Source organism: Winogradskyella litorisediminis (assembly GCF_042675765.1).
In the GTDB taxonomy this organism is placed as follows: domain Bacteria; phylum Bacteroidota; class Bacteroidia; order Flavobacteriales; family Flavobacteriaceae; genus Winogradskyella; species Winogradskyella litorisediminis.
In genome coordinates this window covers 431,467-452,453 of sequence record NZ_JBHTJL010000016.1, presented here as the reverse complement: position 1 = coordinate 452,453, position 20,987 = coordinate 431,467, and the positions used below count along the sequence as shown (strand labels likewise).

15 protein-coding genes and 1 pseudogene are annotated in these 20,987 nt (G+C 36.2%); 13 read left to right on the top strand and 3 right to left on the bottom strand.

Annotation, left to right across the window (positions count from 1 at the left end):
• The first annotated feature begins 21 nt into the window (after window positions 1-21).
• The 7 genes from ACFQ1Q_RS13205 to ACFQ1Q_RS13175 all read left to right on the top strand — a co-directional run bounded on the left by ACFQ1Q_RS13205 (window position 22) and on the right by ACFQ1Q_RS13175 (window position 9,654).
• Window positions 22-1,797: an AMP-dependent synthetase/ligase gene (locus tag ACFQ1Q_RS13205; RefSeq protein ID WP_386132398.1), complete on the top strand. Its 1,776-nt coding sequence runs from the start codon at window positions 22-24 to the stop codon at window positions 1,795-1,797.
• A 63-nt stretch (window positions 1,798-1,860) separates the two neighbouring features.
• On the top strand, window positions 1,861-2,253 hold the full coding sequence (locus tag ACFQ1Q_RS13200; protein WP_386132395.1) for a hypothetical protein: 393 nt from the start codon (window positions 1,861-1,863) through the stop codon (window positions 2,251-2,253).
• Between the two features lie 206 nt (window positions 2,254-2,459).
• Window positions 2,460-2,915, top strand: a complete 456-nt coding sequence (locus ACFQ1Q_RS13195; RefSeq protein ID WP_386132393.1) for a MarR family winged helix-turn-helix transcriptional regulator — start codon at window positions 2,460-2,462, stop codon at window positions 2,913-2,915.
• A 1-nt stretch (window position 2,916) separates the two neighbouring features.
• Window positions 2,917-5,325: a 3-hydroxyacyl-CoA dehydrogenase/enoyl-CoA hydratase family protein gene (locus tag ACFQ1Q_RS13190; RefSeq protein ID WP_386132390.1), complete on the top strand. Its 2,409-nt coding sequence runs from the start codon at window positions 2,917-2,919 to the stop codon at window positions 5,323-5,325.
• A gap of 4 nt (window positions 5,326-5,329) precedes the next feature.
• On the top strand, window positions 5,330-6,520 hold the full coding sequence (locus ACFQ1Q_RS13185; RefSeq protein WP_386132387.1) for an acetyl-CoA C-acyltransferase: 1,191 nt from the start codon (window positions 5,330-5,332) through the stop codon (window positions 6,518-6,520).
• Between the two features lie 27 nt (window positions 6,521-6,547).
• Window positions 6,548-8,353, top strand: coding sequence for an acyl-CoA dehydrogenase family protein (locus ACFQ1Q_RS13180; protein ID WP_386132385.1), 1,806 nt, complete (start codon window positions 6,548-6,550; stop codon window positions 8,351-8,353).
• 122 nt (window positions 8,354-8,475) lie between these two features.
• Complete coding sequence (locus tag ACFQ1Q_RS13175; protein WP_386132383.1) at window positions 8,476-9,654, top strand: nuclear transport factor 2 family protein; 1,179 nt, start codon at window positions 8,476-8,478, stop codon at window positions 9,652-9,654.
• On the opposite strand, the pseudogene ACFQ1Q_RS13170 reads toward ACFQ1Q_RS13175, so the two are convergent.
• Window positions 9,655-10,584: pseudogene (locus ACFQ1Q_RS13170) on the bottom strand (M24 family metallopeptidase). It abuts the gene before it with no gap.
• Between the two features lie 455 nt (window positions 10,585-11,039).
• On the opposite strand from ACFQ1Q_RS13170, the gene ACFQ1Q_RS13165 reads away from it, so the two are divergent.
• From ACFQ1Q_RS13165 to ACFQ1Q_RS13145, 5 genes are all read left to right on the top strand, one after another.
• Complete coding sequence (locus ACFQ1Q_RS13165) at window positions 11,040-12,188, top strand: DUF6265 family protein (RefSeq protein WP_386132381.1); 1,149 nt, start codon at window positions 11,040-11,042, stop codon at window positions 12,186-12,188.
• 82 nt (window positions 12,189-12,270) lie between these two features.
• Window positions 12,271-13,602, top strand: a complete 1,332-nt coding sequence (locus ACFQ1Q_RS13160; protein ID WP_386132378.1) for a M28 family peptidase — start codon at window positions 12,271-12,273, stop codon at window positions 13,600-13,602.
• A gap of 1 nt (window position 13,603) precedes the next feature.
• On the top strand, window positions 13,604-14,407 hold the full coding sequence (locus ACFQ1Q_RS13155; RefSeq protein ID WP_386132376.1) for a M23 family metallopeptidase: 804 nt from the start codon (window positions 13,604-13,606) through the stop codon (window positions 14,405-14,407).
• Window positions 14,407-16,041 carry a M1 family metallopeptidase gene (locus ACFQ1Q_RS13150; RefSeq protein WP_386132374.1) on the top strand — a complete coding sequence of 545 codons (1,635 nt, stop codon included), beginning with the start codon at window positions 14,407-14,409 and terminating at the stop codon, window positions 16,039-16,041. The genes ACFQ1Q_RS13155 and ACFQ1Q_RS13150 overlap by 1 nt, the downstream gene beginning before the upstream one ends.
• A gap of 1 nt (window position 16,042) precedes the next feature.
• The gene (locus ACFQ1Q_RS13145) at window positions 16,043-16,615 is read left to right on the top strand and encodes a YdeI/OmpD-associated family protein (RefSeq protein WP_386132372.1); all 573 of its coding nucleotides are present in this window, start codon (window positions 16,043-16,045) and stop codon (window positions 16,613-16,615) included.
• Here the strand turns inward: ACFQ1Q_RS13145 and ACFQ1Q_RS13140 are convergent, their stop codons facing one another.
• Together ACFQ1Q_RS13140 and ACFQ1Q_RS13135 are read right to left on the bottom strand one after the other, a co-directional pair.
• Window positions 16,616-17,344, bottom strand: coding sequence for a LytR/AlgR family response regulator transcription factor (locus ACFQ1Q_RS13140; RefSeq protein ID WP_386132369.1), 729 nt, complete (start codon window positions 17,342-17,344; stop codon window positions 16,616-16,618).
• Window positions 17,341-18,387, bottom strand: a complete 1,047-nt coding sequence (locus ACFQ1Q_RS13135) for a sensor histidine kinase (RefSeq protein ID WP_386132366.1) — start codon at window positions 18,385-18,387, stop codon at window positions 17,341-17,343. Before ACFQ1Q_RS13135 ends, ACFQ1Q_RS13140 begins: the two co-directional genes overlap by 4 nt.
• Window positions 18,388-18,574: 187 nt before the next feature.
• Here ACFQ1Q_RS13135 and ACFQ1Q_RS13130 point away from each other — a divergent pair, with 187 nt between their 5' ends.
• Window positions 18,575-20,974 (top strand): TonB-dependent receptor domain-containing protein, encoded by a 2,400-nt coding sequence (locus ACFQ1Q_RS13130; protein WP_386132363.1) that lies wholly within the window; start codon window positions 18,575-18,577, stop codon window positions 20,972-20,974.
• Window positions 20,975-20,987: the final 13 nt, after the last annotated feature.

The following is a 20,987-nucleotide window of genomic DNA, read 5'->3' as shown; positions in this document are numbered from 1 at the left end:
TCCCTAAACTGAAAATTGACTATGACAGAAATTAAAAGACTCTTTGACTTTCCATATCATCAGCTTGAAAATAATCCTAACGATGCCGCTTTAGTTACTAAATATGACGGCAAATGGACACCAATGTCCACACAAGAATATTTAGACAAAGCCAATGCTGTAAGTCGTGCCTTGTTAAAAATGGGTGTTAATAAAGGAGATAAAATTGCTTTAATTTCTTCAACCAATAGAACGGAATGGAACATCATGGACATCGGAACGCTTCAAATTGGAGCGACAAATGTCCCAATTTACCCAACCATTTGTGCAGAAGATTATGAGTATGTTTTAAATCATAGTGAGTCTATTTACTGCTTTATTTCGGACGAAGAAGTTTTAGAAAAAGTCAATAAAATTAAAGCAAATACAAAGCTGAAAGAAGTCTACTCATTTGACCATATTGAAGGTTGTAAGCATTATTCAGAATTATTTGAACTTGGAAAAGATGAAAGCAACCAACCTGAAGTTGAAAACAGAAAAAACAAGGTAGATAAAGACGATTTAGCAACCATAATTTATACATCTGGTACTACTGGAAAACCAAAAGGTGTAATGCTTAGCCATTGGAACATTACAAGTAACGTTTTGGCAAGTTCGCCTCGTGTGCCCTTACCTGAAACTGGCGGCACACGTATTTTAAGCTTTTTACCAATCTGCCATATTTTTGAGCGTGTGCTTATTTACGTTTATCAATACGCTGGCACATCAATTTACTTTGCTGAAGCTTTAGATAAAATTGGAGATAATGCTAAAGAAATTAAGCCAAATCTTATGAGCGTTGTGCCTAGATTACTTGAAAAGGTATTTGACAAAATTATGCTTAAAGGAGAAGAGTTGAGTGGCATTAAAAAAGCGTTGTTCTTTTGGGCTGTAGCTTTAGGCGAAAAATGGGAGCCTTATGGTAAAAACGGAGCTTGGTACGAGTTTAAACTCAAAATTGCCAACAAACTAATTTTTAGTAAATGGCGCGATGCACTTGGTGGTGAACTGTACACTATGGTTTCTGGTAGTGCCGCTCTTCAGCCACGTTTGGCGCGTATTTTTGGTGCTGCAGGAATGCGAGTTATGGAAGGTTATGGTCTTACAGAAACCTCACCTGTAGTTTCTGTTGGGCTTTACAAAAACAATATGTATAAAGTTGGTACAGTCGGTAAGCCAATTGATGGCGTTGAAGTAAAAATTGCTGAAGATGGCGAACTTTTAATAAAAGGACCTAACGTTATGATGGGCTACTATAAGGACCCAGAAAAAACAGCAGAAGTTATGACTGGTGAATATTTTCACACTGGTGATAAAGGTGAAATTACAGAAGATGGTTTCTTGAAGATTACTGGTCGTAAAAAGGAAATGTTTAAAACATCAGGTGGAAAATACATTATCCCAACATTACTTGAAAACGATTTGAAGCAATCATTATTCATAGAACAAGTCATGGTTGTTGGTGAAGGTGAAAAAATGCCATGCGCATTTATTCAACCAAATTTTGATTTTGTTCGCGATTGGATTGCTTTAAAAGGTCATAATATTGGTAGCAGCAATGAGGAAATTTCAACTTCAGAAATTGTTATTGCACGCATCCAAAAAGAAGTAGATAAATACAATGTACACTTTGGTAAGTGGGAACAAATTAAAAAGTTTACTTTAACTAAAGAAGCTTGGACAATTGATGCTGGTCATTTAACGCCAACCATGAAAATGAAACGCAGCGTTATTATGGATATTTACCAAGATTTATACGAAAAAATGTATCGTGGGTAAGTTCATAAATGATTTGAATTAGTTTTTCGCTATCTTACAAAAACTAACTAAATCAATTTTATTATGAAACTAAAAACATTTATCATCGCCGGATTAGTAGGTGGCTTTGTCGATTGGCTATTAGGATGGTTGTTTTACGGTATTTTATTTGCCAATTTTTTTCCACAACCTTCAGAAGATAGCAATGCTCTACTCTACATTACCTTTGGTTGTTTTACGTATGGATTTTTCATCTCGTACATTTATAACAAATTAGCAAACATTGCAACCTTTGCTAGCGGAATGGCAACTGGTGCAGTTATAGGATTGTTTATGGGATTGTTTGCAAATTTCTTCAGAATGGCAGAACAAAATTCTGAAGATTTTCAACTGTTCGCTATAGATGTTGCTATTTCTATTGTTATGGCAGCAATTGTTGGTGCTGTTATAGGCTTTATAAATGGTAAAGTGAAATAAAATTTCGACATATAGTATTAGTGAAACGTCTCAAATTCTGGGGCGTTTTTTTCCGTATTGAAATACTTCAATAAATCATATCAATAACTTAACTATACATTTCTTTTTTTAACAAAAAATACTATGCATGCATAATTTATTTTTAAATACTATGCATGCATAGTATTTTTTATTATATTTGTTACTTCATACGAAAACGATTGAGCTTGAAAGATAAGACTATAGATTACGTACTGAGAACCACATGGTTGGCAGTTAATAAAATGTATAACGAAGAAGCCGCGCAATTTGGTACAACAATGGCAACGGGTTTCGCACTATTAAGTATTGACCCAGAGAAAGGCACGCCTTCAACTTCATTAGGTCCAAAAATGGGAATGGAAGCCACTAGCCTTTCACGTACGTTAAAAACAATGGAAGAAAAAGGTTTAATCGAAAGAAAACCAAATCCAGAAGATGGACGAGGTGTTTTAATCCATTTAACAGAATTCGGAAAAGAAAAACGTGCCTATTCAAGAGACCGCGTTTTAACCTTCAATGAGACGATTAAGGAAAATGTTTCACCCGAGGAATTACAAAATTTTCACAAAGTTACCGAAGTCATTAACCATATGATTTCAAACAAAAAAATATACAAACAAAAAGAACCAGCTATAAAATAATATGAGCAAACGTAGAATTAAAAAAGTAGCAATTGTCGGTTCCGGAATTATGGGAAGCGGTATTGCATGTCATTTTGCCAACATTGGCGTGGATGTTCTTTTATTAGACATTGTTCCTCGGGAACTAACTGATAAAGAAAAAGCAATGGGCTTAACGCTTGAAGATAAAGCGGTAAGAAACAGAATTGTAGATACAGCGCTTCAAACCTCTTTAAAGTCGAAGCCATCTCCTATTTACAACCAGAAATTCGCAAGCAGAATTACCACTGGTAATCTCGAAGACGATATTGCAAAAATCGCAAATGTCGATTGGATTATGGAAGTTGTTGTTGAGCGTCTTGATATTAAACAACAAGTTTTTGAAAATCTTGAAAAACACAGAACGCCAGGAACAATTATTTCATCTAACACATCTGGTATTCCTATTAAGTTTATGAATGAAGGCCGTTCTGAAGATTTCCGTCAGCACTTTGCAGTGACGCATTTCTTTAATCCGCCACGTTATTTAAAGCTATTCGAAGTTGTTCCAGGTCCAGACTGCAAACAAGAAGTGACTGACTTCTTAATGGAATATGGTGAAAAATTCTTAGGAAAAACTTCAGTTTTAGCAAAAGACACTCCTGCTTTTATTGGAAACAGAATAGGCATCTTCGGCATTCAGTCTTTATTTCACCAAGTAAAAGAACTAGGCTTAACGGTTGAAGAAGTTGATAAATTAACCGGTCCAGTTATTGGTCGTCCAAAATCGGCAACCTTCCGTACAGTAGACGTTGTTGGATTAGATACGTTAGTACACGTTGCTAACGGTATTTACGACAATTGCCCAGATGATGAAGCGCATGAGCTTTTCAAACTACCAGATTTCATCGATACGATGATGGAAAACAAATGGTTAGGAAGCAAAACTGGTCAAGGATTTTATAAGAAATCTGTAAATGCAGATGGCAAAAAAGAAATCTTAACGCTCGATTTGGATACGATGGAATATCGTTCTAAAAAACGTGCGTCTTTTGCGACTTTAGAATTAACAAAAACAATCGATAAACCAATTGACCGTTTTAAGGTTTTAGTTGGTGGTAAGGACAAAGCTGGCGAATTCTATAGAAAGAATTTTTCCGCTATGTTTGCTTATGTACAAAATAGAATTCCAGAAATTTCTGATGAGTTATACCGAATTGACGATGCCATGAAAGCTGGTTTCGGTTGGGAAAATGGACCATTCGAAATTTGGGATGCCGTTGGTGTAGAAAAAGGTATCGAACTTATGAAGGCTGAAGGCAAAGAACCTGCAGCTTGGGTTACCGAAATGGTAGCAAAAGGTGAAACGTCTTTCTATACTGTAAAGGATGGCGCAACTTACTATTATGATATTCCTTCAAAATCTCAGGTTAAAAAACCTGGACAAGATGCATTTATCATCTTAGATAATATTCGTAAATCTAACGAAGTATTCAAAAACTCTGGCGTTGTTATAGAAGATATCGGCGACGGAATTATCAACTGTGAATTCCAATCTAAAATGAACACTATAGGTGGTGATGTTTTAGCTGGACTTAATAAAGCAATTGATTTGGCTGAAAAAGATTTTGACGGTTTGGTTGTTGGTAACCAGGGCGCAAACTTCTCAGTTGGTGCAAACATCGGGATGATTTTTATGATGGCTGTTGAGCAAGAGTATGACGAGCTTAACATGGCAATTAAATATTTCCAAGACACGATGATGCGTATGCGTTATTCATCTATTCCTACAATTTCTGCACCTCATGGTATGACGCTTGGTGGTGGTTGTGAGTTATCACTTCACGCTGATAAAGTAGTCGCTGCTGCAGAAACCTATATGGGACTTGTTGAATTTGGCGTTGGTGTAATTCCTGGCGGTGGCGGTTCTAAAGAAATGGCGTTGAGAGCTTCAGACACATTCCGTAAAGGTGATGTGCAGTTAAATGTTCTCCAAGAGTATTTCTTAACTATTGGTATGGCCAAAGTATCGACTTCAGCTTATGAAGCATACGATTTAGGTTTATTACAACAAGGTAAAGATGTTGTTGTGGTTAATAAAGACCGTCAAATTGCTGAAGCTAAAAAGCATGCTAAATTATTAGCTGATGCTGGTTATACGCAACCTGTAAAACGCAATGATGTTTTAGTTTTAGGCAAACAAGCTTTAGGTGCGTTTATGGTAGCAACAGATTCCATGCAGGCCAGTAACTTTATTTCAGAGCACGACCAGAAAATCGCTAACAAGTTAGCTTATGTAATGGCTGGTGGCGATTTATCTGAACCAACAAAAGTATCAGAGCAGTATTTATTAGACATCGAGCGCGAAGCTTTCTTAAGTCTTTGTACGGAACGTAAAACTTTAGAGCGAATACAAGCGATGTTAAAAACTGGTAAACCATTAAGAAACTAAGACAATGAAAACAGCATATATAGTAAAAGGATATAGAACAGCCGTGGGAAAATCCAAAAAAGGCGCGTTCAGATTTAAAAGAGCTGATGAGTTAGCTGCAGAAACCATCTCATATATGATGGAGCAATTACCAGAATTCGATAAAACACGTATCGACGATGTTATTGTTGGTAATGCAATGCCAGAAGGTTCTCAAGGACTAAACATGGCACGTCTCATCTCTCTTATGGGATTAAAAATTGAAGATGTACCTGGTGTAACGGTTAACCGCTTTTGTTCTTCGGGATTAGAAACTATTGGTATGGCCGTCGCAAAAATTCAATCTGGAATGGCAGATTGTATCATTGCTGGTGGTGTAGAGAGTATGAGTTCTGTACCAATGACAGGTTTTAAACCAGAATTAAACTACGATACCGTTGCAGATGGGCACGCCGATTATTACTGGGGAATGGGAAACACTGCTGAAGAAGTGGCAAACAAATTCAATGTGTCTCGTGAAGACCAAGATGAATTTGCTTACAATTCTCATATGAAAGCCTTAAAAGCTTTAGAAGAAAATCGTTTCCAAGACCAAATTGTTCCGATTGAAGTTGAAGAAACCTACATCGATTCCAAAGGAAAAAAGGCGACGCGCACATACACTGTGACTAAAGATGAAGGTCCGCGTAAAGGAACAAGCAAAGAAGCTCTAGCTAAGCTTAGACCTGTTTTCGCTCAAGGCGGAAGCGTTACCGCTGGTAACTCGTCGCAAACAAGTGATGGTGCAGCTTTTGTTATGGTGATGAGTGAAGATATGGTTAAAGAGCTTAATCTTAAACCAATTGCACGAATGGTAAGTTATGCCGCTGCTGGTGTACCACCACGTATTATGGGAATTGGCCCTGTTGCGGCTGTTCCAAAAGCTTTGAAACAAGCTGGACTTAAACAAGACGATATAAAACTTATTGAACTTAATGAAGCCTTTGCTTCACAATCGTTGGCGGTTATTCGCGAACTAGATTTAAATCCAGATATCATTAATGTAAATGGTGGTGCCATTGCTTTAGGTCATCCTCTTGGGTGTACAGGCGCAAAATTATCAGTACAACTTTTTGACGAAATGCGTAAACGAAACATGCAAGGTCAATACGGTATGGTAACCATGTGTGTAGGAACAGGACAAGGTGCTGCTGGAATATTCGAATTTTTAAACTAAGACAAAAGACAACAAAATATAAAAGTTATGGAAGCGACTCAAGAAAAAGAAATCCTTCGCGGCGGACAATTCCTCGTTAAGGAAACCAAATGCGAAGATATCTTCACTCCAGAAGATTTCAACGAAGAACAGACAATGATGAAAGAAGCGGTTATGGAATTTAACGACCGTGAAATCATTGCGCACAGAGAACGTTTTGAAAAGAAAGACTATGCCTTTACAGAAGAATGCATGAAAAAAGCCGGAGAATTAGGATTCTTAGGCGTTGCAGTACCAGAAGAATATGGCGGATTAGGAATGGGCTTTGTGTCTACGATGCTTGTTTGTGACTATATTTCTTCAGGGACGGGTTCTTTTAGTACAGCTTTCGGAGCGCATACAGGTATTGGTACCATGCCAATTACATTATATGGTACGGAAGAGCAAAAGCAAAAATATGTTCCAAAATTAGCTACAGGCGAATGGTTTGGTGCTTACTGTTTAACTGAGCCAGGTGCAGGTTCTGATGCTAACTCCGGTAAGACAACTGCAGAATTAACTGCAGATGGCAAGCACTACAAAATCAACGGTCAAAAAATGTGGATTTCTAACGCAGGTTTCTGCCAGTTATTCATTGTTTTTGCGCGTTTAGAAGATGATAAAAACATTACAGGATTCATCGTTGAGAATGACCCATCAAACGGTATTACTCTTGGCGAAGAAGAGCATAAACTCGGTATTCGTGCAAGTTCTACACGTCAAGTCTTCTTTAACGATTGCTTGGTGCCTGTAGAAAATATGTTAGCTGGCCGTGGCGAAGGTTTCAAAATTGCTATGAATGCCTTAAACGTTGGTCGAATTAAATTAGCAGCAGCGTGTTTAGATTCGCAAAGACGTATCATTACTACAGGTGTACAATACGCAAACGAGCGTAAGCAATTTAAAACACCAATTGCCGATTTTGGAGCTATCAAAGCAAAGATTGCAGAAATGGCAACAAGTGCATATGCTGGTGAATCTGCATCGTACCGAGCTGCAAAAAATATCGAAGACCGTATTGCAATGCGTGTTGCTGCCGGTAATACACATCAAGAAGCAGAGCTTAAAGGTGTTGAAGAGTATGCTATTGAATGTTCAATCTTAAAAGTTGCCGTATCAGAAGATGTACAAAATTGTGCAGATGAAGGAATCCAAATTTTTGGAGGCATGGGCTTCTCTGAAGAAACACCAATGGAAGCGGCTTGGAGAGATGCCCGTATTGCACGTATCTACGAAGGTACTAACGAAATTAATAGAATGCTTTCTGTTGGTATGCTAGTTAAAAAAGCCATGAAAGGTCATGTAGATTTATTAGGTCCTGCAATGAAAGTAGCAGACGAGCTTATGGGAATTCCATCATTTGATGTTCCAAACTATTCAGAATTATTTTCTGAAGAAAAGGAAATGATTGCAAAGCTTAAAAAGGTCTTCTTAATGGTAGCAGGTTCTGCAGTTCAAAAATATGGTCCAGACCTAGAGCAGCATCAACAGCTATTAATGAATGCTTCCAATATCTTAATTGAGATATATATGGCAGAGTCAGCAATATTGAGAGCTGAGAAAAATGCTAAGCGTTTTGGAGAAGACTCTCAAGAAGTACAAATAGCCATGGCAAGATTATACTTATTTAAAGCTGTTGAGATTATTAAGAAAAACGGTATTGAAGGTGTTGTATCTTTTGCTGAAGGCGATGAACAAAAAATGATGCTAATGGGTCTTAAGCGTTTTACTAAATACGCTAACTACCCTAACGTTGTTGCTTTACGTAACACTATAGCAGAAAAAGTAAAAGCAGAAAACAAGTACTGCTTTTAAAATAGAGTGATTAAATCTCATAAAAGGTTTAAGTTTAATTAGATGGAAAAAGTCGGATTGTGGTAATAGCAATTCGACTTTTTTATTTGTGTATATTTAGATTTCAAAAAAACTAAAAGTCTATGAAATCTATAGTCTACCTTCTCTTATTTGCATTTGCAACCACTACTTTAGCACAAAACACCGAAGTCTATCTCTTTGATATTACGAATTCAAACGGAGAATTAGCTTTAACTAATCAACGAAACATATCGAACAACAAAGGCTATGACAACCAACCAAGTTTTTATAACGACAATTTAGTCAGTTTTGTTTCAACAAAAAATGGTCAGACAGATATAGCATTCTACCATTTAAACAAACAAATGGTTTCTTTTGCTAATTCTACACCAAATGGTGGTGAATACTCACCTCTAAAAATTCCAAATTCAAAAGATATATCAGCCGTAAGACTAGATAACGATGGTAAACAACGTTTGTATCGTTACGATTTTAGAACAGGAGAATCTACAGAATTGGTTAAAGATTTAGTAGTAGCCTACTACACTTGGTACGACGAGAGTACAATTGTTGCCGCCGTTATAGAAGAAATCGGACTTAATCTTTATGTTATAGACGTCAATACTGGTAAAAGCCGAAGAGATGCCATTAATGTTGGGCGTTCCTTTCATAAAATACCAAATAGTAAACTGGTAAGTTTTGTAGAAAAACGCGACGATAAATGGACCCTAAAATCACTCAACCCAATTACAAGTGAAACTAGAGACATTATAGAACTCCCAAATAAAACAGAAGATATTTGCTGGCTTATTGATGGAAGCATCGTTATTCCTATAAATAATAGCGTCTATTTATTCAACCCAAAAAAGGACAAACAGTTTAGACTTTTAGCAAATTTTGACGACGATAATCTTCAGAAAATAACCCGTATTGCAACAAATGAAATAGGAACCATGCTGGCCTTAGTTTCAGAAATCTCACCAGAAGAGATTGTGCAACAGCAGTTAGACGCTTATAATGCAAGAGATATAGATGCTTTTATGGCAACATATTCTAACGATATAAAACTTTATAATTTCCCTAACGAGTTACGTACAGAAGGTCAAGAGGCAATGAAAACCTCATACAAAGGCTTTTTTGATAATACAACAGACCTTAACTGTAAAATATTAAAACGCATCGTCACAGGAAACAAAGTTATAGACCACGAATTAGTCACCGCTAATGGAAATACGTTTAAAGCCGTTGCGATTTACGAAGTCGAAAATGGATTGATAAGTAAAGTGACGTTTATAAGGTAGTTATTTACTGCTAATTAGTATTAAATTCTCTTGCGGTGCAATTAGATACTCAGCGCCATCCTTTTTAACTACCGCCATTTCCTCTACCGATATGGTTTTTGTACCACCATCTTCAAGTTTCCATGCATGGAAACCATAAAAGGCGAAAGTCATCCCTTCTTTTATGATTTTTTCTGAAGCTGGTCGCACATGTGACGCTTGCGAACCTCCAAGATTTGGCCCAACATCATGCGCCACATAACCCACAGGATGTCCTGTGCTCCACATCACATAATCCGAGCTAGCTTCTTTCATAAGTACACGTTGTGCTCTATCAACGTCCACACCTTTTACACCAGGTTTCATAGCGGCGAGGGCTGCACGATTTCCTTCCTTTCCACTTTCCCAATAATGCAGAATGTCTTTTGGCGCTTCTGTTTCACCGTCTCTTAAAACATAAGCGAAACGCTGTATATCGCTCACTCAACGGTCGTAAACTTTAATACCAAAATCTATTTGTATGACGTCTCCTGGCATAATTACTTTGTCCGTTGCATGAGAATGTCCTCGGTCAGCACCAGAATTTACATTCGGGTTTTGGTCAGGTGCCCAGCCATCTTTTACACCATATTCTGTCATTTTTTGCTTTAAAAATTTAGCAATATCAGCATCTGTAGATTTGCCTGGAATCACTTGTTTATAGGCTTCAATCTGCCACTCAGCTGTCAACTGTGCCGCTTTACGAAGAATCTCAACTTCTTCTGGTAGTTTTATAGATAGCCATTCGTAAACAACTTCTGTAGATGGCACTAAACGGTTAGAATAATCACCTAATAATTCTTCTAAATTCTGTCGTTGAGAATACGATAGTCCGTCTGCCATAGCATTGCTCTTAGAAGAATTAACAGCTATAGTTTCAAATTCTCTCTCTTTTATAAAATCTACCGCCATAGCCACCGCAGATGTACCACGCTCAACACTCACAACCTCATCGTGAATGTCTAAATCGTCTAAAGCGGTAGCTTCACCAGATGGTGAGAATACTTTAGAATGAAATCCGTTTTCGTCATTATAAAACAAGAACACAGCAGTACCTCCAGCATTTTCGCCGCCTATATGGTCTGCAATAGGGTCGTTATTATTTTCCCTACAAATGACTAACCAACAATTTACTTCTGCATTTTCAAGAGCTTTTGGAAGTAGTGAATTGATACGCTTTTTTCTAATCTCTGGCCAAGGGCTTTCGCCCCAATAGGTTTCCGGATTAATGGTTGATGTATCAGCAGTTTTTGAAACTTTGCCATCAACACAGCTAAAAAATAGAATTACAAGTAATACCAGATAAAATCGTTTCATTTTTTAACTTTATAAAATCTTAACGAAGATACGTATTAATCAAAACTCGTATGAAACACTTTTCAATTTTTCTACTGTTTATGTCCTGCTCACTAATCGCTCAAGAACAAAAACTAGAGCCAAAATTAGAAAACATTAGCTGGATATCTGGCACATGGCATGGTGAAGCTTTTGGTGGAAAAACGGAAGAAATCTGGAGCGAACCTTCTGATGGTTCTATGATAGCGACATTCAAATTAACGGTAGATGGAAAAGTCCAATTCTACGAAATAGAGATTATCAGAGAAATAGAAAACAGTCTTATTCTTCAATTAAAACATTTTAATAACGACCTTAAAGGCTGGGAAACCAAAGACGAAACTGTTGATTTTCCTTTAAAATATATTACCAAAAACAAAGTTGTTTTTGAAGGCATGTCATTTGAAAAAGTTACCGATACAGAGATGAATATTTACGTTGATATTAAAGCGGAAAATAAAGTTGAAACCGTAAAGTTTAACTACAAAAAACAATTACCTGTAAAAAAGCCTGTCAAACAACTTATAGAAGTTAAAAAAGCTGATGTCGCACCAATAATTGATGGAAAAGCTAATGAAGCTATTTGGGGAAAATCGAAGTGGTATCCGATGAATCAATTATGGTTAGGAGAGGCCTATTCAGAAGATGATTTTCAAGGACGCTATAAGCTAGCTTGGACAGAAGATGCCTTATACCTCTTGGCTGAAATTACTGATGATATTCTTCTGGATAAAGAAAAAGACCCATTGAAAGCGTGGTGGGACGATGACTGCTTAGAGATTTTTGTTGACGAAGACAATAGCGGTGGAAATCATCAATTTAATCATAACGCCTTTGCTTATCATATAGCCTTAGATGGTAATGTCGTAGATATGTCAACAGAAAAAAAGGGAATACTTTTCAACTCTCACATAACATCAAAACGAATAACTACAAGAAATCAATCGGTTTGGGAAGTGAAAATTTCTTTATATGATAACACCTATAACGAATCTGGGACTAATTTTCCCGTAAAACTAAGCGCAAATAAAAATATAGGTTTTGCCCTTGCCTATTGCGATAATGATAATAGTGCTACTCGCGAAAACTTTATCGGCTCTGTAAAAGTTGAAGGTGAAGATAAAAACCGTGGCTGGATTGACGCTAGTATTTTTGGCACGCTTTTACTTGTAGACGACTAAAAACAGATTAACGTATTAACAAATCTTTAAACACAAAGCTTTAGCGAAAGCCTTATTTTTAGGCTTCAAAACACTAACTCTCATGAAAAAAATTATTTTAGGACTTGCCTTATTTGGCTTTACAATAAATCAAGCACAAACCGACCCAAAAATCTACGATATCATCGATGCAGTATCAGAAGAGCGTTTAAAAAACGATGTAAAAACCCTTGCGGATTTTGGCACACGTCACACCTTAAGCGACACCTTATCGGACACACGAGGTATTGGCGCAGCACGGCGTTGGATTAAGTCTGAGTTTGATAAAATTTCTAAAGATTGTGATGATTGCTTAGAGGTGTTTTATCAACAAGATTTAGTTGAAAAAGGCCGAAATCAACGTATTGTCAAGGACGTTATGGTAGTTAATGTCGTAGCTATTCAACGCGGCACAAAATATCCAAATCGTTTTATTATTATGAGTGGTGATATCGATTCTCGTGTATCAGACCCAACGGATTTCACTTCAGACTCACCAGGTGCCAACGATAACGCTTCAGGTATGGCTGGCGCTATAGAAGCTGCTCGGGTATTATCTAAATACAAATTTGATAGCAGTATTATCTACGTAGGTCTTTCTGGAGAAGAACAAGGTTTATTTGGTGGTCAAGGATTAGCAAAATATGCCCAAGACAACAATTGGGATATTGTCGGAATTTTAAATAACGACATGATTGGAAATATTAAAGGCGTTGATGGTGTGATTGACAACCGCACATTCAGAATTTTCTCAGAACCAGTACCTGCAAACGAAAGTGAGCGTGCACGTCGTGCAAGACGTTTTTATGGTGGTGAGGTTGATGGTATTTCACGTCAATTGGCGCGCTATGTGCATAAAACCGTTAAGACCTACATGCCAGAAATGAACCCAATGATGGTCTACCGTTTAGACCGATTTGGCCGAGGCGGACATCACAGACCTTTTAACGACGTTGGTTTTGCAGGTATCCGCATTATGGAAGCACACGAAAATTATACGCAACAACATCAAGACATTCGTACAGAAGATGGTATTGATTACGGTGATACATTTGAGCATGTCAACTTTCCATACTGTAAAAAATTAACGGCGGTCAACGCTATAAATTTAGCTAGCATTGCTTCCGCTCCACCTTCTCCAAAAAATGTAGGTATTGGTGGTATTGTTCAGCCTTCTGCAAAATTTAGCTGGGATAAAGTTGATGGCGCTGTAGGTTATAAAATTTATTGGAGAGACACAACATCGCCTACTTGGGACAATAGCCGTTATGTTGGAGATGTTAGTGAATATACTTTGGATGGTATAGTCGTAGATAATTTCTTTTTCGGAGTTGCGGCCGTTGGTAAAGATGGTCACGAAAGTATCGTAGCTTTTCCGAGTAAAATTATAAGATAAAATGAAGCGTCTTTTTCTACCATTTTTAAGTTTAGTATTAGTTGTCTTTGGCTGTTCAAAACAACTAACAGCTCCAAGTTTTATTCAATTTAAGGTTGAAAACGACTCACTATTTGTTATTTCAAAAAATGATTTGGCTTCGCCATTATATATCAAAATTATCGAAAATAAAACTGAAGACACCTTAATCAAACAATTAGAACCTAAAGAACAGTATACCTTGTTTAAGTATACTACTGAAGAAACAGATTCAAATTCAGTTCTAAAAAAATACCAATTTAAAGGTTATTATGGCAGATATCCATTTACCGAATATGATACCAACTTTATTTATACTTTTCCTTTCCAAAAAGGGTACACTTCAAAAATAATTCAAGGTTACGACGGTAGCTTTTCTCATAAAGGCACTTTTTCGTCAAAATGTATAGATTTTGATATGAAAGTTGGGGATACTATTGTTGCTGCTAGAGATGGTATAGTGATTAATGTCGTTACTAAACATAACAAGCAAGGTGTTACCGAAGATTTCAAAAATTATGGGAATTATGTTATGCTTTACCATGAGGATAACACATTTTCACAATACGTACACTTAAAACAATATGGAAGTTTGGTGAAAATTGGTGATTCTGTTAAAGCCAACCAACCAATTGCATTATCAGGTTTTACAGGATGGACAACAATACCGCATTTGCACTTTGGTGTATATAAGCCAGCGGAAAATGGTTTAGTTTCCATTCCTATTATTCTAGATTCTATTTCTGGAAAATCATTAAAACGCAGACAAATCATTAAAAAATTATAATGAAAAACATCTTATTTTCACTATTACTAAGTCTTCCATTATTAGGAATATCGCAAGGCTTAATGTCTGGCAAACAAAACTTTACACGCCAAGATTCTCTACGCGGAAGTATAACAGCAGAACGTGCTTGGTGGGATTTAACCTATTATCACCTCGATGTTGAAGTTAAGCCTGAAGAGAAATTCATTTCAGGAAAAAACACTATAAATTATCGTGTTTTAAAGTCTAAACCAGAGCTTCAAATCGATTTACAAGCGCCAATGAAAATCACGAAAGTAGTTCAAGATAGTGATGAATTAGAGTTTAGAACTGAGGGAAACGCTCATTTTATTAAAGTTGAAAGTGAACAACCTGTAGGTGCTATAAAATCCATAACAATCTATTACGAAGGCTATCCTCGCGAAGCTAAACGTGCTCCTTGGGATGGCGGATTTTCGTGGAAAAAAGACAGCAACGGTAAACATTTTATTGCAACATCTAACCAAGGTTTGGGCGCCAGTGTTTGGTGGCCAAACAAAGACCACATGTATGACGAAGTCGATAGTATGCTCATTAGCGTGACCAATCCTAAAGGCTTAACAAACGTCTCAAACGGCCGGCTAAGAAAACTTGAAGATTTAGGTAATAAAGTAAAGTCTCACTGGTTTGTCAATAACCCAATTAATAATTACGGTGTAAATATTAATATTGGCGATTACGTTAACTTTTCTGAAACCTATCAGGGTGAAAAAGGCGCATTAGATATGGATTATTGGGTGTTAAAGGATAATCTTGAAAAAGCAAAAGAGCACTTTAAAGACGCACCAAAAATGATGAAAGCCTTCGAACATTGGTTTGGTCCTTATCCGTTTTATGAGGATAGTTTTAAACTTGTTGAAGTCCCTTATTTAGGTATGGAACACCAGAGTTCCGTCACCTATGGCAATCAGTTCAAAAAAGGCTATTTGGGAAGAGACTTGTCTGGCACAGGTTGGGGATTAATATTCGATTTTATTATCATTCACGAAGCAGGTCACGAGTGGTTTGCCAATAACATCACCTACAAAGATGCGGCAGATATGTGGATTCACGAAGGATTCACAGCCTATTCGGAAAATCTGTTTTTAGATTATTATTATGGAAAAGAAGCTTCAGCAGATTACGTCATCGGTACGCGAGCTAATATTAGAAATGACAGGCCTGTAATTGGTCAGTATAATTTAAACAACGAAGGCTCTGGGGACATGTATTACAAAGGCGCAAATATGTTGCATACCTTAAGACAGCTGATAGAAGATGACACCCTATGGCGAGAAATTCTACGAGGCTTAAATAAAGAGTTTTATCATCAAACCGTAACTACTGCACAAATTGAAAACTACATAAGTAACAAAACAAAGAAAGATTTATCCGCCTTTTTTAATCAATATCTAAGAGATACACGCATTCCTACTTTAGAATATACAATTGAAGACAATCAACTAAAATATAGGTATGTCAATATTGTAAAGGATTTTGATATGCCTATTGAAGTAAAGATTAATGGAAAACCGCAATGGCTATTTCCAAATTCTGAATGGAAAACCATGGCTATTGAGAATGATGATTTTATAGTCGATAGAGACTTCTACATTAATGTGAGTAAAGTAAAATAGAATGAAGTTTCCAGAGCTTTATTTTCAACGTGATGTAGAATGGTACGATTGGCTCCTCGCTAATCATACTAAGGAAAAAGCGGTTTATCTGGTATTTTACAAACTAGAAACCAAAATACCAACCATGCGTTGGGAAGAGGCTGTAAAAGTTGCGCTTTGCTTTGGATGGATTGATGCTACAGTAAAAAGCCTCGGTGGCGGAAAACGTGTCCAATATTTTACACAACGTAATCCTAAAAGTTCTTGGAGTGCACTTAATAAAAAGTATATCGAAGAATTAGAAGCCGCAGGATTAATCCAAGAGGCAGGTTACAAAATGATTAACCTCGCCAAAAAAACAGGAACTTGGACGGCGATGGATGATGTTGAAAATGGCATTATACCAAATAATCTTCAACAAGCGTTTGATAAAAATCCAAGAGCATTCGAAAACTACCAAAACTTCTCCAAAGGCTACAGAAAAAGTTATCTGTCTTGGTTAAATAGTGCTAAACGCGAAGACACCAAACAAAAAAGAATCGCAGAAATCATAAGACTCTGCGATGCTAATATTAAAAGTCGAGATAACTGGTAACTAAAACATAAGCTTTTTTATATTCTCCATATAACCTCTACTTACCCTAACTACATCTCCATTTTTCATCGTTACATCGTAACTTTTTGTGTACTTATTTAGCTCTTTTACCGCATTGAGATTAATAATAGATGAACGGTGTATTCTTATAAAAATAGATTCATTCAACTTTTCTTCTAGAGTAGAAATTCCATAATTACTAACATAAGTTTTTACTTCAGTCACTAACTTCGAATAATCTCCGTAAGCTTCAATTCTAATTACATCTTCAACTGCAATTGTCACCAATTTGTTTTGGCTCTGGACCAAAATACGTTCAGGATATTTTGGTGTATCCATCAATAAACTTTCTGCTAATGGTCTAGCATTATTGACTTGTACATTTTCTTTCAGTTTGTCTACAGCAATTTTAAAACGTTCTTTAGTATAAGGTTTTAAGAGGTAATCTACGGCATGGACTTCAAAGGCTTTAAGCGCATATTGGTCGTAAGCGGTTGAGAAAATAATTTGAGGCAACTCTTCTAAATGTGTGAGCACATCAAACCCGGTCATTCCTGGCATCTGAATATCTAAAAACACCAAATCAGGTTTAAACTCATTAATAATTTTTACAGCATCAACGCCATTATTGGCTTCACCAAGAAGAATTAATTCTGGGTAGTCTTCTAGGTATTGCTTTATCAACTGACGTCCCGCAGACTCGTCATCAATTATAACTACCTTTTTCATAGAGTAAAGCTAATTTTTAAGCCTTTTGGACTATTATCGCTAAGATTTAAAGTCGTTTGATACATTTTTTCTAAACGCAATTTGGTATTAGTTAACCCTATGCCTTTATCAAAAACCGATAATTTATTTTCAATTCCAATACCAGTATCTGCAATTTCAAAGTGTAATTTATCCTCTTTCTTAAATATTGAAATAGAAATCTCTCCGCCTTCGATTAAAGAAGATAGACCATGCTTTACTGAATTTTCAACCAACGGCTGAAGCAGCATTGGTGGAACCATCTCATCTAGTAAATTCTCTTCAACATTAATACTAACTTTTAAACGTTCTTGGAATCGCTCTTTCTCCAAAGCCAAATACTTATTTACAAACTCTAGCTCTTCCCGCAATGGCACTTTTTCCACTTGAGAAGCTTTTAACTGGTATCTAAACAAATCTGAAAGCTCTGCAATCAGGTATCTCGTTTTTTCATTTTCTGGCGGTACTGATGCGCTTATGGTATTAAAAATATTATAGAGAAAATGTGGATTTAACTGTGCCTTTAATGCTGATAATTCGCTTTTTAAAGCAGCTGTTTTCAACTCGCCTTCAACCTTTAATTTTTGCTGATTCTCCTTGAAATAACGGTAAGCAAAGAAACAACCAAATTGAATCATCATAAATAGTGTTGGGATATACCAATCCCAAACAGAACCTGTGCCAGTTAAGTGGGTTTCACCCATAGCGTCCAGCAATAAATAACGCCATTCTCTAACAAAATATACGGTAATAGGTATAAGGATTACAACAACTGCTATTTGAAGAAGTTTTGGTCTATCTTTTAATAACCTCACTCCCAAGAACCAAATCACGATAGATGCTATAAAATAAAAAAAGTATTGCATACCAGACATGTACCAATACCCTTCAGGATCTGCCCAACCCCAGATACCATCTTCTCTAAACTTCATCATATTGTACCACAATACAATACGATATAAAACGGAAAAGAATAAGTAAAAACCAAAGATGATTCCTAATTCTTTTAATTTAATATTCTTCATAACTGCATTCATATGACTCAAATATAATGTAAGTCTAATCATTAATTAAACAAATAAAGACGAGTTGACCCATAGTCCGATGAATGGACTTGGCAACTCATCACTCTATTTTCCTACTTATCGGTTTAGGCGTGTATAGAATATGTTAATGCTTCAAATTTGCTTCAGAAATTAAAAACAAATTATTATGAAGTCTTTTATTCTCGTACTCCTAAGCTTAGCTTTTGGAATAACATGGTCACAAAATACAATAACCGGTAAGATTGTTACAGAAAACAATCAACCCGTTCAAGCTGCAATTATTTCTCTTTTAGATGTTAAAACCAATGGATTTATTAAAGGAGAACTCTCTAATGAAAAAGGAGAATTTTTATTTAAATCTATTGAGAATGGTAGTTACTATTTACTTATAACTAGTTTGGGATTAAAAGATTACAAGTCGGAGCCTTTTGATTTAGAAAATACTAACAAAACTTTTGAGCAAATAGTAATGCAAGATGATTCTGAAGCTTTAGAAGAAGTAACCATAGTGGCGGAAAGGCCAATGATACAAGTACAAGCAGATAAAACGGTTTTTAACGTTGCTAACACCGTTAATGCTATTGGTGATAATGGATTTGAACTATTACGAAAAGCCCCAGGAATAATTATAGACAACTCAGATAGTATCATTGTAGAAGGAAAAGCAGGTGTATTATTCTACATTGATGATAGACCATCAGTTCTAAGAGGTCAGGACTTGGTTAATTTTTTAAAGACACTCCAAGCTAGCGACATAGACAATATTGAAATTATAACACAACCGTCTTCGCGTTACGATGCTGAAGGTAATGCTGGAATTATCAATATAAAATTAAAACGAGATAAAAGCTTAGGAACCAATGGTAGTATAGCATCTGGACTCACATTTGGAGATTTTGCGAGATACAACAACTCTATATCTTTTAATAATAGAAACAAAAAGACAAGTCTATATGGTACATATAGTAACAATTTTGGTAAGAGTACAAGTTTTATAAACCTTAACCGAACTCAAAATAATATTAACTTTGATGCGCGCTCAAATACTGTTTTTGATAACAATAGTAATAACTTAAGATTGGGGTTTGACTACTATGCAAATGCCAAATCTACATTTGGTATCATAGCCACTGGAAACTTTAGCAACTCCTCATCAGAGACAGATTCGAGAACACCTATCCGACCAATTTCACAGCAAAATCCTGATGAAGTGTTAATCTCAGGAAGTGATTCTGATAATAAAACCTCAAATATTTTTACTAACCTCAACTACCGATTCAAAGACACACTTGGACACTCTTTAAATGTTGATTTGGATTATGGAAAATACAATAGCGAACGTTTCAATTTACAACCCAACCGCTATTTTAATGGAGATGAAACGCAAGTAATCAGTGAAAACGTTGTATTTTTTGATACACCTATTGATATCTCCATCCTTTCTGGACAGGCAGATTACAAACAAAACTTCCTTAAAGGTGTTTTAAGCGCTGGTTTTAAATACTCCAAAGTATATACAGAAAATAGCTTTGATGCCTTTGATAGAACTAACGGTGCAAATGATTTGGATGAATCTCAGTCTAATGATTTTGATTATGACGAGCAAATCTATGCTGCATATTTTAACTACAACAGAAAATTTGAAAAACTAAATATTCAGTTTGGTCTACGAATGGAGAATACAGTTTCTGACGGACAGCTAACAAGTCTTCAAGCTAATCAAAACAATCGTGTAGAGCGCAACTACACCAATTGGTTTCCTAGCGGCGGAATAACGTATCAAGTTAATAGAAAAAACACTTTATCTCTAAACTATAGTAAGCGCATTCAGCGTCCTAATTATCAAAGTTTAAATCCTTTTCAGTACAGAATAGATGAGCTATCTTTCAGACAAGGAAATCCATTTCTCCAGCCTCAATATACAGATAACTTAAAATTATCACACACATACAATTACAGACTAACCACTTCAATCAGCTATACATTTGTTAGTGATTTCTTTGCCCAGATTACAGAAGCAGGGCCAAACAATACCAACTTCATTATCCAAAGAAATGTAGCCAATCAAAAAATTATAAATCTTGGTGTATCGTATCCCACAAAATTTAATGATTGGTGGAATGTATATATAAGTCTCAATGCTTACCGTAGTATTTATGAAGCAACAAATCCAGATTTTGTAGAGACGCAACAAAACACATTAAGTCTTTATGCGCAAAATACTTTCAAGGTCTCGAAAGGGCTTACTGCAGAAATTTCTGGTTGGTTTAACTCGCCATCTGTTTGGGGCGGAACTTATGAGACAGAAAGTTTAGGCGCATTAAACATTGCTTTCCAAAAGCGATTTTTAGATGATAAACTCACTGCCAGATTAGCCTTTAACGATATCTTATTTACATCTCCATGGCGAGGTACTACACAATTTGGAGACTTATTTATTGATGGTAATGGTGGTAACGATAGTAGACAAGTACGCTTTAATCTCACTTACAATTTTGGTAGAGATGAAATTAAAAAAGCTCAAAAAAGAAAAACAGGAATTGAAGACGAAAAAAACAGAATATAACAACTAAAAAATA

Excerpts from the sequence above, each read along its gene's own strand:
- ACFQ1Q_RS13190 (WP_386132390.1), top strand. The coding sequence starts at position 2,917 with ATGAGCAAACGTAGAATTAAAAAAGTAGCAATTGTCGGTTCCGGAATT.
- ACFQ1Q_RS13200 (WP_386132395.1), top strand. The coding sequence starts at position 1,861 with ATGAAACTAAAAACATTTATCATCGCCGGATTAGTAGGTGGCTTTGTC.
- ACFQ1Q_RS13145 (WP_386132372.1), top strand. The coding sequence starts at position 16,043 with ATGAAGTTTCCAGAGCTTTATTTTCAACGTGATGTAGAATGGTACGAT.
- ACFQ1Q_RS13130 (WP_386132363.1), top strand. The coding sequence starts at position 18,575 with ATGAAGTCTTTTATTCTCGTACTCCTAAGCTTAGCTTTTGGAATAACA.
- ACFQ1Q_RS13140 (WP_386132369.1), bottom strand. The coding sequence starts at position 17,344 with ATGAAAAAGGTAGTTATAATTGATGACGAGTCTGCGGGACGTCAGTTG.
- ACFQ1Q_RS13165 (WP_386132381.1), top strand. The coding sequence starts at position 11,040 with ATGAAACACTTTTCAATTTTTCTACTGTTTATGTCCTGCTCACTAATC.
- ACFQ1Q_RS13180 (WP_386132385.1), top strand. The coding sequence starts at position 6,548 with ATGGAAGCGACTCAAGAAAAAGAAATCCTTCGCGGCGGACAATTCCTC.
- ACFQ1Q_RS13135 (WP_386132366.1), bottom strand. The coding sequence starts at position 18,387 with ATGAAGAATATTAAATTAAAAGAATTAGGAATCATCTTTGGTTTTTAC.
- ACFQ1Q_RS13160 (WP_386132378.1), top strand. The coding sequence starts at position 12,271 with ATGAAAAAAATTATTTTAGGACTTGCCTTATTTGGCTTTACAATAAAT.
- ACFQ1Q_RS13155 (WP_386132376.1), top strand. The coding sequence starts at position 13,604 with ATGAAGCGTCTTTTTCTACCATTTTTAAGTTTAGTATTAGTTGTCTTT.
- ACFQ1Q_RS13205 (WP_386132398.1), top strand. The coding sequence starts at position 22 with ATGACAGAAATTAAAAGACTCTTTGACTTTCCATATCATCAGCTTGAA.
- ACFQ1Q_RS13175 (WP_386132383.1), top strand. The coding sequence starts at position 8,476 with ATGAAATCTATAGTCTACCTTCTCTTATTTGCATTTGCAACCACTACT.
- ACFQ1Q_RS13185 (WP_386132387.1), top strand. The coding sequence starts at position 5,330 with ATGAAAACAGCATATATAGTAAAAGGATATAGAACAGCCGTGGGAAAA.
- ACFQ1Q_RS13150 (WP_386132374.1), top strand. The coding sequence starts at position 14,407 with ATGAAAAACATCTTATTTTCACTATTACTAAGTCTTCCATTATTAGGA.